11 protein-coding genes and 1 tRNA gene are annotated in these 14,846 nt (G+C 38.6%); 6 read left to right on the top strand and 6 right to left on the bottom strand.

Annotated features, from left to right (window positions below):
- Nucleotides 1-19: 19 nt before the first annotated feature.
- The 6 genes from treC to gltB form a co-directional block, all read right to left on the bottom strand.
- Entirely contained in the window at nt 20-1,675 is a 1,656-nt protein-coding gene (gene treC, locus ACFCT9_RS10500) for an alpha,alpha-phosphotrehalase (RefSeq protein WP_412519153.1), read from the bottom strand.
- Between the two features lie 92 nt (nt 1,676-1,767).
- Entirely contained in the window at nt 1,768-3,195 is a 1,428-nt protein-coding gene (treP, locus tag ACFCT9_RS10495; protein WP_412519152.1) for a PTS system trehalose-specific EIIBC component, read from the bottom strand.
- 138 nt (nt 3,196-3,333) lie between these two features.
- Nucleotides 3,334-3,723, bottom strand: a complete 390-nt coding sequence (locus tag ACFCT9_RS10490; RefSeq protein WP_412519150.1) for a VOC family protein — start codon at nt 3,721-3,723, stop codon at nt 3,334-3,336.
- Between the two features lie 172 nt (nt 3,724-3,895).
- Nucleotides 3,896-3,988: transfer RNA gene (locus ACFCT9_RS10485), tRNA-Ser, on the bottom strand.
- Between the two features lie 132 nt (nt 3,989-4,120).
- Nucleotides 4,121-5,593 (bottom strand): glutamate synthase subunit beta, encoded by a 1,473-nt coding sequence (locus ACFCT9_RS10480; RefSeq protein WP_412519149.1) that lies wholly within the window; start codon nt 5,591-5,593, stop codon nt 4,121-4,123.
- A 24-nt stretch (nt 5,594-5,617) separates the two neighbouring features.
- A complete protein-coding gene (gene gltB, locus ACFCT9_RS10475) occupies nt 5,618-10,108 on the bottom strand; it encodes a glutamate synthase large subunit (protein ID WP_412519147.1) in 4,491 nt (1,496 codons plus the stop codon).
- A 147-nt stretch (nt 10,109-10,255) separates the two neighbouring features.
- Between gltB and gltC the strand changes: the two genes are divergently transcribed.
- From gltC to ACFCT9_RS10445, 6 genes are all read left to right on the top strand, one after another.
- On the top strand, nt 10,256-11,140 hold the full coding sequence (gene gltC, locus ACFCT9_RS10470; RefSeq protein WP_412519145.1) for a glutamate biosynthesis transcriptional regulator GltC: 885 nt from the start codon (nt 10,256-10,258) through the stop codon (nt 11,138-11,140).
- Between the two features lie 252 nt (nt 11,141-11,392).
- Nucleotides 11,393-11,785, top strand: a complete 393-nt coding sequence (locus tag ACFCT9_RS10465; protein WP_412519143.1) for a hypothetical protein — start codon at nt 11,393-11,395, stop codon at nt 11,783-11,785.
- A gap of 95 nt (nt 11,786-11,880) precedes the next feature.
- Nucleotides 11,881-12,993, top strand: coding sequence for a YibE/F family protein (locus ACFCT9_RS10460; RefSeq protein ID WP_412519141.1), 1,113 nt, complete (start codon nt 11,881-11,883; stop codon nt 12,991-12,993).
- Nucleotides 12,990-13,772: a YibE/F family protein gene (locus tag ACFCT9_RS10455; RefSeq protein ID WP_412519139.1), complete on the top strand. Its 783-nt coding sequence runs from the start codon at nt 12,990-12,992 to the stop codon at nt 13,770-13,772. The genes ACFCT9_RS10460 and ACFCT9_RS10455 overlap by 4 nt, the downstream gene beginning before the upstream one ends.
- A 79-nt stretch (nt 13,773-13,851) precedes the next feature.
- The gene (locus ACFCT9_RS10450) at nt 13,852-14,124 is read left to right on the top strand and encodes a hypothetical protein (protein WP_412519137.1); all 273 of its coding nucleotides are present in this window, start codon (nt 13,852-13,854) and stop codon (nt 14,122-14,124) included.
- Between the two features lie 354 nt (nt 14,125-14,478).
- Complete coding sequence (locus ACFCT9_RS10445; RefSeq protein WP_412519135.1) at nt 14,479-14,775, top strand: HesB/YadR/YfhF family protein; 297 nt, start codon at nt 14,479-14,481, stop codon at nt 14,773-14,775.
- The last annotated feature ends 71 nt before the right edge of the window (nt 14,776-14,846 follow it).

Genomic DNA, 14,846 nt, shown 5'->3' with positions numbered 1-14,846 from the left:
CCTTCGCTCAACTTAATCATTATTTTGCCTGATTGCCATTTTGCGCAATAACTATGGCACCATAACCTTCAATTTCTCCATCAAGAATCTTACCGCGTTCTAAAATAACTTCTCCTGTAGTATCTAAGTCTTCTGGTAACACGACCGCTTCCTTACTAAAGTTTGCGATAACTAACCATTGTTCATCTTGATACGTACGTCGATAAATCATTAATTGCTTATCATCCATATATAACGGGGTAATATCTCCATACGTTATAATATCATGTTCATGGCGTAAGCGGATTAACTCACGATAAGTTTGTAAGACAGAATGTTCATTTTCGATAGCATCTTCAACATTAATATAACGTGCGTTATCCGGAATATCAATCCACGGTGTCCCACTTGTAAATCCAGCATTTTCTGCTGATGTCCACTGCATCGGCGTACGTGAATTATCGCGAGATTTTTGCGCAAGAATCTGCATAATACGTCCTTCTTCTACACCTTGTACTTTCAAGTTTTTGTATGCATTAAGAGACTCTACATCACGATATTGATCGATGTTTGTGAAATGCGGATTGGTCATCCCAAGTTCTTCACCTTGATAAATATACGGTGTCCCTTGCAACATATGCAGTGCTACTGCTAACATTTTTGCGCTCTTTTGACGTAAGTCTTCCGTTGAATCATCTCCAAAGCGAGAGACCACACGCGGCTGATCATGGTTACACCAGAAAATCGCATTCCAGCCGCCACCTTGATGAATGCCGACTTGCCACTCCATTAAAATACGTTTAAGCGCTAAGAAGTCATAATCCGCATACGTCCATTTTTCTCCATCTTCATAATCGACTTTTAAATGGTGGAAATTAAATACACTGTTTAATTCTTCTCGTTCTGGTTTCGTGTACTTGATACAATTTTCAATCGTTGTCGAAGACATTTCTCCAACAGTCATCAAATCTTTACCGCCAAATGTCTCTTGATTCATCTCATGAATAAACTCATGTACACGTGGACCATCTGTATAGAACTCTTTACCAATTTTTTCTGAGTCTTTAAATTCATCTTTTGAAATTAAATTAATCACGTCAAAACGGAACCCGTCTACGCCGAAATCAATCCAATAATTAATCATGTCGTATAATGCCGCTCTGACTTTCTCATTCTCCCAGTTCAAATCTGCTTGTGTCACATCGAAGAGATGTAAGTAGTATTCATCACTTTTTTCATCATACTTCCACGCATTCCCGCCAAACTTTGATTCCCAGTTTGTCGGAGGCGCACCTTCTTCAGCAGATCTTCGGAAGAAGTAATAATCACGATAAGGGTTGTCTTTAGATGATATCGCTGATTTAAACCATTCATGTTCTGTTGAAGTATGGTTAATCACAATATCCATCATCACTTTTAAATTGTGCTGATGTGCTTCATCCAATAAACGTCTTAATTCTTCTTTCGTGCCAAAATCTTCATTAATATTATAGTAATCACTGATATCATAACCATTGTCATTCATCGGTGATTGATACACGGGTGTTAACCACAGATAATCGACACCTAAATATTCCAGATAATCCATCTTTTCAATAATTCCGTTTAAATCTCCTACACCATTTCCTGTCGTGTCATTGAATGATTTTGGATAAATTTGATAAACAACAGACTTTCTCCAATCGTTATGTTTCATAACTATGATCACCTTTTCCTCTCTTGATAAAAAAACAGAACACCTTTTGTATGATGTTCTGTTTTATACATGCATGTTTTATCTCTAATAACTTAATCTACCATTTCTTTTGTCTTAGTTTTCGCGAATTTTGAGAAGATAACCGTTAAAATTGCTGGTACGATGACCGCAACCGCTGTACAAATCGCATAGACTAACCAATATTCTTTTTGGATAGAGATGATGGCAGGTACACCGCCGACACCGACATTACCTAAGACTTTGCTGGCACCGATGAAAGCACCTAATACACCTGATGTTAAAATCGCCGCAACAAATGGATATTTTAATGGAATATTAACCCCGAACATCGCCGGTTCTGTAACGCCAAGTAAGCCAGACACACTTGATGTAACAGCTAAACCTTGTTCTTTGACCATCTTACGACGTTTATAGACATACCAAGCACCTAGGGCTGCTGAACCTTGGCAGATATTTGAAATCGCAAGAATCGGCCATAAGTAAGTACCTTTTAATGAACTGCCCATTAATTGGAAGTCCACTGCCAAGAACATATGGTGTAACCCTGTAATTACAAGTGGCGCGTAGAATAAACCGTAAATTGCGCCGCCTAACCAACCTGCACGGTTGAATAAGAATGTCACAATATCTGTAATTCCTGTACCAATCCATAACGCAATCGGTCCGATAACTAAGAACGCTAGGAATCCAGTAACTAATAATGCGATTGGTCCTACAACTAACATCTTAATCGAATCATGAACGACTTTGTTTAAACCTTTTTCAATTTGCGCTAAAACATAAGCAGCTAATAATACCGGCAAGACTTGTCCTTGATAGTTCAACTGTTTAACGTCTAATCCAAAGATATGCCAAACAGGAATTTTAGATCCTTCATTCAAGGCATATTGTGATACCAATTGCGGATGCATTAAGACGAGTCCCAATACTAAACCAAGTACTGGGTTACCGCCAAACACACGCATACTACTCCAGCCAATCAAAGCAGGCAAGAAGATAAATGCAGTTGTCGCAATGACATTCACTATATCAGCGAAGTCATGAATTTGCGGGAATTGTTCTACTAATGGTTTTGGACCGAATAATTCTTTCATCGTTAAGAGATTATAAATCCCCATTAACAAACCGGCAGTCACGATGGCTGGTAAAATTGGGATGAAAATATCTCCTAATAATTTAACAAGTCTCTGTAACGGGTTCCCTTTTTTCGCAGCTGCTGCTTTGACTTCATCTTTTGAGGCACCTTCTTTACCGACCTCATTCATAAAACGTTTATACACTTCATCGACTGTCCCCGGGCCGATGACAATTTGGTATTGATTATCCGCTTTGAATTGTCCTTTAACAAGCGGGTTTTCACTTAATTCATCCTTATTGACTTTATTATCGTCTTTTAACACTAAACGTAATCGCGTGACACAATGCGTCGCTGTTTCTAAGTTTTCAGCACCACCGATTGCCTCCACAATCTGTTTAACATCTTTATCTTTTACAGCCATCTAACTCACTCCCTTTATGTTATCTTTGAATCTATTGTACTTGTCTAGACAAGTTGTGTAAAGGCTTTCATTTTAATTTTTTTAAAAAAGCGATAATCTTACAAATGAGATTACCGCTTCTTCGATTAAATACAACACTTAAGGTCGTTCAATAATTTGAATTAAATTACCACAAGTATCATCTAAAATCGCAAACTTCACACCATTTCCCATATCCATAGGTGCCATGGTGAAGCCTACACCTTGTTCTTTTAAATTTTGATACGTTGCTTGTACATCTTCTACATCAAACATGGTACAAGGAATACCTTCCTGCTTCAGCCCCTCTTGATATGCCTTTGCGACAGGATGTTGATTCGGTTCTAACAACAATTCAGTACCTTCAGGATCTTCTGGTGCAACGACGGTCAACCATCTATATTCCCCTGCAGGTGCATCTGTATGTTTTTGGAACCCTAATACTTCCGTATAAAATTTTAATGCTTGGTCTTGATCTTCCACAAAAATACTCGAGACTTTGATTTTCATTATGATTACCTCCGTTGTTTCGTCACTCTTTCATTCCTTTATTCGAAGCAAAGTAAACCTACACTTTTATCTTATGGTGTTAAAGCTATGATAGAAACTAAAAAGGCAATCATTCAACAATAGCGTTGAGTGATTGCCTTTTTATATCTATTAGTCTTGGATTTAAAAATAATGGCGGAGGAAGAGGGATTCGAACCCCCGCGAGCCGTTAAGCCCCTGTCGGTTTTCAAGACCGATCCCTTCAGCCGGACTTGGGTATTCCTCCAAAATAAGCACAAGAAATATTGTATGATATTTTCCAGATAAAGTCAACATTTCTCTTTAAGTTTTTATCTTTATGATAGCCAAATTCATAGAAAAACACACAGCCATAAAACGATAGCTGTGTGTTGAATCATTAACTTAATACTGTTTGCGTTTGTAGGTATTTGTGAACTGCTTTCGCAACGCCGCGACCTTCTTTAATCGCCCAAACGACTAAACTTTGACCACGTCTTGCGTCACCTGCCGCAAAGATATGCGGTTGACTTGTCGCATAATCTTTGTCGTTTGCGACAATACTGTTACGCTCTGTTTTCAAATTGAATTCATTTGGCACTGTATTTTCAGTACCGATAAATCCAATGGCTAATAAGACTAAATCTGCTGGCCAATGGCGTAAAGTATCGTTCATTTCTGTTGATCCGTCCGGTAATTGTCGCAATGTTTGTGTATACACACCGCGTACATTACCTAATTTATCAACATCATAACGCATAGAGTTTGCGCCATATGCACGAGGTTCAAAACCGAATTTCTCTTCATATTCACTATGTGCGTAATTCATTTTAAAGACTGGCATAGACATCGGCCAATAAGGATTACCTTCAATCTCATAACGTTCTGGTAATTTTGTGAATTGGTTGAACTGCACAATAGACTTACAATTTTCACGTAAAGCTGTTGCGACACAGTCAGCACCCGTATCACCAGCACCAATCACGATCACATTTTTACCTTCTGCAGTGATTGTCGCATCTTCTGGTTTTAATTCACCACTTAAAATTTGCGTTTGTTCTGTTAAATAATCTAAGGCGAAATGAATACCTTGTCCCATACGTCCTTCAAGCGGTAAATCTCTCGCTTGATGTGAACCTGTACAAACGATAATCGCATCAAATTGTTCATCTAATGTTTCCCGGGAAATATCGACACCAACTTCAGTATCAGTGACAAATTTTACTCCCGCTTCTTCCATCAAACGTATTCTTCTGCGTACAACTTCTTTATCCAATTTCATATTTGGAATACCGTACATTAATAATCCACCCGGTTCATGTGCACGTTCATAAACCGTTACATCATACCCCTTCGCATTCAATTCATCCGCAGCGGTTAAACCAGCAGGGCCGCTTCCGATAATCGCAACCGATTGTCCTAAGCGTTTTTCTGGTACACGCGGTTGTACCCATCCATTTTCGAATGCTTCATCAATAATCGTTCTCTCAATCCCCTTGATTGCGATCGACTCTCGATTAATCTTCATAACACATGATTGTTCACAAGGCGCTGGACACACACGTCCTGTAAAATCAGGGAAGTTGTTTGTTTCAGATAAGCGTTCATATGCTGCTCTGAAATCACCGTGGTATACTAAATCATTCCATTCTGGAATGTAGTTTCCGATAGGGCAACCAATTGTTTGGCGTCCTAAACTTTGACCTGTTTGACAAAACGGTGTACCGCAATCCATACAACGTGCACCTTGACGTTGTGCATCTTCTTTAGTGAAACGCTGTTGGTATTGAAGATGGTTTGTTAAACGCTCTGCTAACGAAAGTTCCGGCAGTGCTTGTTTGTCATACTTCATAAAACCTTTAAATTCACCCATATCTAAACACTCCTTCTTTTTTCGTTAATAGACAATTGAGAATGGACCTTCTAAATCTGATGCTTTACGTGTATCGTAGAAGGCATTCAAAATTGCTGTTTTAGAATTGTCTGCTTTACGTTCTTGATCTTCAATTTTATGCATCATTAATTTATAATCTTTCGGAATGACTTTCACGACTTTTTGAGCCACATTGTCAAAGTCAGCTAATACTGCTTTGGCTTTTTTACTGTCTGTATATTGAACATGTTCTTCTAACATATCCTTAATAACCGCAAATTCTTCTGGTTCAGTAATTGGGTCGAAATCAAGCGTTGGCAGTGCATGATATGATTTGAAGTGTGCTACATCATCAGGGAAGATGTAAGCAACACCGCCGCTCATACCTTGACCGAAGTTGTCACCGACATTACCTAAGACGATGACACGTCCGCCAGTCATATACTCTAAGCCATGATTCCCAATACCTTCTACGACTGCGTGTACACCACTATTTCTGATACAGAAACGTTCACCGGCATAACCGTTAATAAAGGCTTTACCGCTTGTTGCACCGTAGAAGCATACATTACCGGCAATAATATTTTCTTCACGTTCTTCATTTGGTGCATTAATGATAATCTTACCTCCGGATAAACCTTTACCAACATAGTCATTGGCATCACCTGTATGATGAATGGTTAATCCTGAAGGTGTGAATGCACCGACACTTTGGCCCGCATGGCCTGTAGTTTCAACATAAATTGTATCTTCGGGTAAACCTTCCGCTCCATGTGCGCGAGTAATCAAGCTGCCGGCAGTTACACCTACATCACGTTGCTCATTGCACAACTTGTATGTCCCTCTAAATAAAGCACCGTCTTTAATTGCTGCTTCAGCATCTGGAATCAATTCTGTTTGATCGAATCCTTTTTCCAAATGATGCTTTTGTTCAATTTGTTTGAATGTCGGTCCTTCATTTTGATAAAGCAACGGTGCCACATCAAGTGAACGCGCTTTGTCATTTGTGATTGAATGATTTGCTTCTAATAAATCAGTTCGACCAATCAATTCTTCAACAGAACGTAAACCAAGTTCAGCAAGCACTTCACGTAATTCTTGCGCAATAAAATGCATGAAGTTGACCACGTGATGTGCACGGCCGTTAAAGAGTTGACGTAAATCTTCATTTTGTGTTGCCACGCCGACAGGACATGTATCTTTATGACACACACGCATCATGACACAACCCAAAACAACTAACGGTGCTGTCGCAAAACCAAACTCTTCTGCACCTAATGCACAAGCATATGCTACGTCATGTCCAGTTAATAACTTACCGTCTGTTTCTAAACGAATACGTGAACGTAAGTCGTTCATCATTAAGGTTTGATGCGTTTCTGCTAGACCGATTTCCCAAGGCAGTCCAGCATGTTGAATACTTGTTTTAGGTGAGGCACCTGTACCACCGTCATAACCGCTGATAACGATTTTGTCGGCAAAGGCTTTTGCTACACCTGCCGCAATTGTTCCGACACCGCTCTTAGAAACTAATTTCACAGCGATATTCGCTTGTGGATTCGCATTCTTCAAGTCATGGATCAATTGTGCTAAGTCTTCAATAGAATAAATATCATGGTGAGGCGGTGGTGAAATCAAGCCGATACCAGGCGTTGAACCACGTACCTCAGCAATCCAAGGATATACTTTCGTACCTGGCAACTGTCCGCCTTCACCCGGTTTAGCACCTTGTGCAACTTTGATTTGAATTTCAGTCGCATGTTGCAAGTAATCACTTGTTACACCAAAACGACCAGATGCAACTTGTTTGATCGTACTTGTATAATCTTCGCCTTCTGGACCTTTCACATAACGTTCTGGGTCTTCTCCACCTTCACCGCTGTTACTTTTACCGCCAATCAAGTTCATAGCTTCTGCTAATGTTTTGTGCGCTTCAGCAGAAATCGAACCATAACTCATGGCACCGGTATTGAAACGGTGAACAATAGCTTCTACAGGTTCAACTGCATCAATACTGATTGGTGTACGTGCTTTAAATTGCATTAAGTGACGAATACGATCCGTACGTTGGTGATTGACTGTTTTAGAATATTCTTTGAACATGTCATAATCATTTTCACGACATGCATGTTGCAGTAATCGGATAGTAGTCGGATTGAATGCATGGTATTGACCTTGTTGACGCCATTGGAAGGTACTACCTGATTCCAAGTGCGCTTCTTTGCGACCTTGGCGTTTCTTGTTTTCTTCATCAATTAAGTCAATCGTTAATCCAGACAACTTAGATTGCGTACCTGTGAAGTACTTATCAATCACGTCATGAGATAAGCCGACTGCTTCAAAGATTTGTGCGCCTTGATAACTTTGAACGGTTGAAATACCCATCTTAGACATGACTTTGATGACACCTTCAGCTAACACATCTGTATACGTTTTAACTTGTGCTTCAACAGGTCCTGGCAATTCGCCTTGTTCTACTAATGCCGCAATCGTTTCTTGTGCTAAGTAAAGTACAACGGCATTGGCACCATAGCCTAATAAACATGCCACGTGATGGACTTCACGGATTTCTCCGCCTTTTGCTACTAAGCTTGTTTCTTGGCGTAAATCTTCAGTAATCAACGCCTGATGCAAGTAGCTGACCGCAAGTAAAATTGGAATTGCATAACCTGGTTCATCACGTAAACTGCTGTCATCCAATACTAAAATGTCATAACCTGCTTTAACCGCTTCAACCGCTTTCTCTCTCAACACTTCTAACGCATCTTCTAAGCTGCCGCTATACACTGTTGATAAGTGTTTCGCACGGAACGGTCCGTTTTCTGCAACTTTTAATTGTGCTTCTGTTAAGACAGGATGTTTCAATTGAAGACGATTTAACGCATCCGTACCCGGTACAAGCAAGTTACCTTCTTTACCTAAGTATGAAAGTTCACTTGTCACGATTTTTTCACGGTACGCATCGATTGGCGGGTTCGTAACTTGGGCAAATAATTGTTTGAAGTAATTGAATAATGACTCTGGACGTTCATTCAATACCGCAAGCGGTGCATCATAACCCATAGCACCAATTGGATCTTTCTTGCCGCGTACTAAATCAGCCATATATTTATGAACTTCTTCACGTGTATAACCGAATTGTTTCTGTAAGCGTTCAACAGTTTCGAAGTCCCAACCTTTTGATTCAAATGGTACTTCTAAATCTAAATCCACTTTATGTTTTTCCAACCATTCTTCATATGGCAGCTCACTCGCGATTTCCGCTTTCAACATATGGTTATGAACCACTTCATGTTTATCAAAATCAACAAGTAATAGACGACCTGGATTCAAGCGTCCTTTAAATGCCACATCCTCTTCCTCTACGTCAATAACACCTACTTCAGAAGAGAAGATGATGTAATTATCTTTCGTAACAGTATAACGACCTGGACGTAAACCGTTACGGTCAGTTAAAGCACCAATTTTGTCACCATTACAGAATGCAATCATTGTTGGACCATCCCATGGTTCCATCATATAGCTGTAGTACTCATAAAAAGCACGTACTGCACTTTGATTCGCTTTGCTGTATTGCCATGGTTCAGGCACTAATAACATCGCTGCTTTCTCAGGTTCCATCGCAAGCGATAAGAATTCAAGTGCGTTGTCGACAATCGCTGAGTCACTGCCGTCTACATCTAAAACTGCATGTACTTTCGGGCGATCATTTTCATCGAAAATCGTTTCTACTAAACGTTTCTGGCGTGCACGCATCCAGTTGACATTACCTCTAATCGTATTGATTTCACCATTATGCATCAATAAACGGTTAGGGTGTGCACGTTTCCAACTTGGGAAAGTATTCGTACTAAAACGAGAGTGGACTAAACCTAATTTAGATTCATAATCAGGGTGATTTAAATCATTATATAGTCCTTTAATCTGGTCAGAACGTAACCAACCTTTATAAACAATTGTTTTTGGAGATAAACTTGTGAAGTATAATTCCAACTCTTGTTCATCACCATAGAATTCAATTTGTTTACGTGCGAGATATAGGCGTTTTGCTGCATCTGCACTATGATTTAAATCAATAAAGACTTGTTGAATAACCGGCATTGTTTCTGCTACATGTGGTGCCACTGCTGAAACGTCTACAGGCACATCACGATACCCGATAACACGAAGTCCTTCCGTTTCAAAAAAGGCTTTAAAGACCGTTTCATGTCTTGAACCTGCAATGTGTTCTTTAGCGAAAAAGAAACCGACAGCATAGTTACCTTCTTCAGGTAAATCTAAATCTGTCTGTTCTTTGAAAAATTTAAATGGAATTTCAGTCATAATTCCTGCTCCATCACCAGTCATACCGTCGGCACCGATTCCCCCGCGATGATCCAGACGGCGCAGCATTTCTAGTGACTTAATGACAATATCATGCGTTCGTAAATTGTCCATGTTTGCATAAAATCCTATGCCGCAAGCATCATGTTCGTTTCTTGCATCGTACAAACCTTGCTTCTGCTCATTTGCCATGCTTGCTCCTCCTTTAAATATGCGTTGTATGAATTTTCAGATTATTATCGATAACTATTATAATATAGGAGGGTATTCTTCTGTTCAATTCAAAAATTAGATGATATCATTCTAATAATTAGAACAATAAGTGTGGTGCAGAAAATCATGGAATTTAAACAACTTAAATACTTCATTGAAGTAGCAAAGCGTGAACATTTATCAGAAGCCGCTTTAGAACTTAACATTGCGCAATCCGCCATCAGTCGCCAAATCTCACAATTAGAAGAAGAATTAAATATAAAGCTATTCAGAAGAGAAGGCCGTAACATCTATTTAACAGAAGCCGGCCAACGCCTCATGACACAAGCAACAAAAATTGTTGAACAAACCGAACAAACATTGAACATGTTCCGTCATGAACAAGAAGCTGAAGCTAAACGAATTAAAATCGGCTATGTCGAAAGCTATGTCTCTCAACTCTTAACGTTGCTAATACAAAAATTTGAAAAAGAACATGCGACAACGCTGTTACCGATGCAGCAGCCCAACGAAATGTTAATTAAATCTATTCTCAATCGTGATTTAGATGTCGCGTTTGTTGATTTAACCGCTGAACTTAAGAAATACAATGAAATAGAAATCATCCCATTATTCGAAGAAAACTATCAGTTATATGTCCCAAAACAAGATCCATTAACTGCGACAGTCAATCCGCCGCTAAAACAACTCAATACACAACCGATATTTTTGTTGGCAGATTTGCCTCAGCAACTTATACACCATCTTGAAAATACAGCGAAATGTACAACTTATCGTATTTCAACAGAACGACTCGCCTACTACTTGTTGAAACATAATCGCGGGTATTTGATTACACCTCATTATATGATGTTGCCTGAAAGCGAACATTTTGTACGGTTAAGCTTGGCACATACAGAACTCAAACGGACATTATGTACAATCGTTAGAAAAGACAATCATAAGCTAGAACTGACTGCTTTACTCAAAGAAATCACGACCTTGCTGTCTCATACTTCGGTTTATCATTAATAACTACTTTAAGCCCTGTGATTACACGTATTGTTGCATGTGTAATCACAGGGCTATTTTTAACGCTTCACTTCATTTTTTCTGTACTTTAAGCTCATTTACTTTTCGTTAATCTTCATCTGCACTTCCATCAATTTTATAGTTACCCTCTCTTTGGATCATGCACTTTATTCACGAATAACTTTCCATTTTCAATCAATTAGTATAACTTAAAGTTATATTACAATTAAATGATAGAAAGGAACTTAGATTATGCGCTATAAAATTAAGGAACAAGATTTATTAGAAAGTTTCAAACTTCATTATCCAGACTACGATTTTAAAGAGGGACGCCTACTTGTCGGCCAACACAAACGTGATAACCTAGAAATTTATTACTTGGGAGAAGATTTCTTTGCGGTAATGACTGTTGATTTCTTCTCATTCAACTTCTTAGAAATCGTGATACTCGAAAAAAATGCGATTGATGAAATTTCTTTGAAAGACGGTATGATATACAGAAAAATGTTTGTGAAAGTTGGCGATAAAACACTCAAATATAGTACGTCTCGTTTCTTACTCACAGACTTCCAACAAGACCATTATAATAAGTTTATTGATGGTCAAAAAGAACGTGTTATTTATAAAGATGGAAAATTTTTGTAAAAACAATCGATTTGAAATCATTGGCATTCTGCTTCCATTAAGCTTATAATCACGTTGTTAATTATTGATAGAGAATCTTAGAAAGGGTGACGAATATGTCATTCAAACAAAGACTACATCAGCCGTTTTTTTGGGTATTCATCGGCTTTGCGGTCATTTTCATCGCGAGTCTGGTATTCACAGTGTTTAATACACGTTTTTATCAAATGCCTATCGGTGAAATCACAAAGGTCCACCATCAAAAATCGGTTGATGTGACAGATGAACATCATAATCAAGATACAAAATATACCGAGCAGCTTGACTTCAAAGTATTAAATGGAAAGTTCGAAGGTCAAACCGGAACCATCAAGCATACTTATTATCAATCACAAGTAGATTCCGAAAAGTTTCGTGTACATAATAAGGTGCTGTTACATATTAACAAGCATCCAAGTGATGCGACGATTATCGAAAAGAAACGCGATACCCTAGTCGTGGCTATTACAGGTATCTTCTTATTGATTGTGCTTTGGGTCGGCCGTAAAGTCGGTATACAATCGATTTTATCGCTATTGATTAATAGTGGTGCTGTTTTAGGCGCAATTGCCATTCACAATGCGCTACCCTCTGTCAGCCTTTTTGGGTTAATGAGTCTAGCCGTCATACTCGCAACTGTAATCACATTATTACTCGTAACGGGTTGGCATTGGCGGACATGGATTACCATCGTCAGTACGTTGTTCGGTACCTTTATTTGTGTCGGCATTGCTGAAATGGTTATTCGAGCCACTGGCGGTTCAGGTATTAAGTATGAAACCATGAATTTACTTACCTTGCCACCTAAAGAAGTCTTCATGGCCTCTGTCATTGTCGGTACGCTAGGTGCAGTGATGGATGTTGCCATCACAATTGCGAGCGGTATGTATGAAATCAAAGAACGCACACCTGCGATTGATTCAAAACGCTGGGCATTAGCCGGTCGACATATCGGCCAAGATATTATGGGAACTATGACAAACATCTTGCTTTTCTCTTATTTAGCCGGCAGCTTACCGATGATGTTGATCTATTTAAGAAACGCCAATACAATTACGTATACAATTTCTATGAACTGGTCATTAGAAATTGCGCGTGCACTAATAGGTGGTATCGGCATTGTATTAACGATACCTGTCACCATTGTATTAATGGAACTTTGGGTGAAAGTAAGAGGTGAACAGGCATGAATGCGGTAATAATTCTAGCGTTAATTCTTTTCATTTTAATGATTATCTTTGGCGGTAAGAAAGGTGCTATTTCTTACGCTATGTTGTTTCTGAACTTTGTCTGTGTATTGCTTGCGTTGATTGCGATCGTGTTGCAGTTGCCGATTCCAATTGTCGCCTTAATCTTCTGCATTGTCGTTGCAAGTTTAAATTTATTTGGTTTAAACGGCAATAACGTTAAAACACAAGCGGCCTTTTATAGTACTTGTATCACAACACTTGTGTTGTTGAGTGCGATATATCTGGCTGTTGCACTTGGACATTTACAAGGATTTGCGGCAGAACAACAAGATGAAACCTACGTCTACTCTATGAATATCGGTATCAATATGATTCAGTTTATGGTCTTCACCACCTTGCTGGCAGTGATTGCGGCAGTGGTAGACCTTGCGATAACCATCAGTTCACCGATGTATGAGCTAAGTGAAACCAATACAAAACTCAACCAATTAGAACTATTTAAGTCAGGCATGCGCATTGGTCGAGAAATCCTGGCTACTTCAGCGAACACCATTTACTTAGCCTATTTCGGCGGTCAATTAACTTTGTTCTTTTGGTTCTTTAAATTGAATTATTCTTTCGGTCATATCATCAACTCTAAAATATTCGCACAAGAATTCGTCTCCATCTTGTTTGGCGGTATAGCTGTTGCGATGAGCATTCCGATTACTGCTTGGATAACTGCTTGGTTAATCAAACGTCAAACAAAGCATAAAGCCACTCAGACTACGCAAGTCTGACGTGAGTCAATCTATCGTCATGCATTTTGCACAATGTTATAATGTGGAAGTACCTTTTTAAGATAGGAGGTTATCTTTTATGGCAAAACAACCTAAATCAAAGTTACGTCGTTTATCTAATACGTTAAATATTGTCGGTTATGGTATTGAAGCTTATAACGCTTATGCTTACGATTCTAAAAACCGTAATTTATCACGTATCGGATTAGCGATTAATGTAACAGGAGGCATCCTTGATTTCTATACAGCATTGAAATCAGGTCGTTTCTTAACAAAAGTTTTCTCTTTCGCAAACTTAGCAACAGTCGTTGTAACGTCTTATAACCGATTCAAATCATTAAAATCAAAATAAAATTAAAATGAAGGCTCTATTTCATATCACTATCATATAAAATAGAGCCTTCATTTTTGATTTATACAACTTACTTCACCTATTCTATTTGAAATCATAGAACATCTAATGGTTTTTCATCCTAAATGCGATAATTCTAACCCACTTCGCACACTAAATCCCACTGTTTTCCAATATATTTATCATATCTATCACAATTGATTATCCATTCATTTTTTAACCGCTTCAAATTCAGATTGTGCAAGACTTTTCTTTAAAAGACTGCTATAATCGGGATTAAATAGAGATATATTTCAATTACACTTCTGCCTATCGACACAACTTAGTATCCGGCAACACCTAGGAGGTAACAACATGAAACTTCAAATCACTGATGAAGCATTGAAATGGTTTAGAAACGAATTGGACTTAGAACCAGGCGATAAAGTCAACTTCTATGTACAAGCTTATGTACACACTGGCTTACATGAACATTTTACAACTGCATTCAAAATTGAACCTTATGATAAAAACGCATCTGCAGCTGTAACAATCGACCGTATTACATTCTATATCAACGAGTCTGATGAATGGTTCTTCAAAGGACTAGACTTATTAGTTGATTACAACCCTGAAACAGATGAAATTGAATACAAAAGTACAAGACTATAAAATAACAAAATAACGAGAGGCATTGGTATAACCAGTTCCTCTCGTTTTGCATATTAAAAACCCAGAGGCCT

The sequence above is a fragment of the Staphylococcus simulans genome, assembly GCF_047037175.1.
Lineage (GTDB): Bacteria > Bacillota > Bacilli > Staphylococcales > Staphylococcaceae > Staphylococcus > Staphylococcus simulans_C.
Note: the sequence above shows the minus strand (reverse complement) of the source record. Positions and strands in the feature narration are given on the sequence as shown.

Coding starts and splice junctions, on each gene's coding strand:
- treC (WP_412519153.1), bottom strand. CDS start 1,675: ATGAAACATAACGATTGGAGAAAGTCTGTTGTTTATCAAATTTATCCA.
- treP (WP_412519152.1), bottom strand. CDS start 3,195: ATGGCTGTAAAAGATAAAGATGTTAAACAGATTGTGGAGGCAATCGGT.
- ACFCT9_RS10490 (WP_412519150.1), bottom strand. CDS start 3,723: ATGAAAATCAAAGTCTCGAGTATTTTTGTGGAAGATCAAGACCAAGCA.
- ACFCT9_RS10480 (WP_412519149.1), bottom strand. CDS start 5,593: ATGGGTGAATTTAAAGGTTTTATGAAGTATGACAAACAAGCACTGCCG.
- gltB (WP_412519147.1), bottom strand. CDS start 10,108: ATGGCAAATGAGCAGAAGCAAGGTTTGTACGATGCAAGAAACGAACAT.
- gltC (WP_412519145.1), top strand. CDS start 10,256: ATGGAATTTAAACAACTTAAATACTTCATTGAAGTAGCAAAGCGTGAA.
- ACFCT9_RS10465 (WP_412519143.1), top strand. CDS start 11,393: ATGCGCTATAAAATTAAGGAACAAGATTTATTAGAAAGTTTCAAACTT.
- ACFCT9_RS10460 (WP_412519141.1), top strand. CDS start 11,881: ATGTCATTCAAACAAAGACTACATCAGCCGTTTTTTTGGGTATTCATC.
- ACFCT9_RS10455 (WP_412519139.1), top strand. CDS start 12,990: ATGAATGCGGTAATAATTCTAGCGTTAATTCTTTTCATTTTAATGATT.
- ACFCT9_RS10450 (WP_412519137.1), top strand. CDS start 13,852: ATGGCAAAACAACCTAAATCAAAGTTACGTCGTTTATCTAATACGTTA.
- ACFCT9_RS10445 (WP_412519135.1), top strand. CDS start 14,479: ATGAAACTTCAAATCACTGATGAAGCATTGAAATGGTTTAGAAACGAA.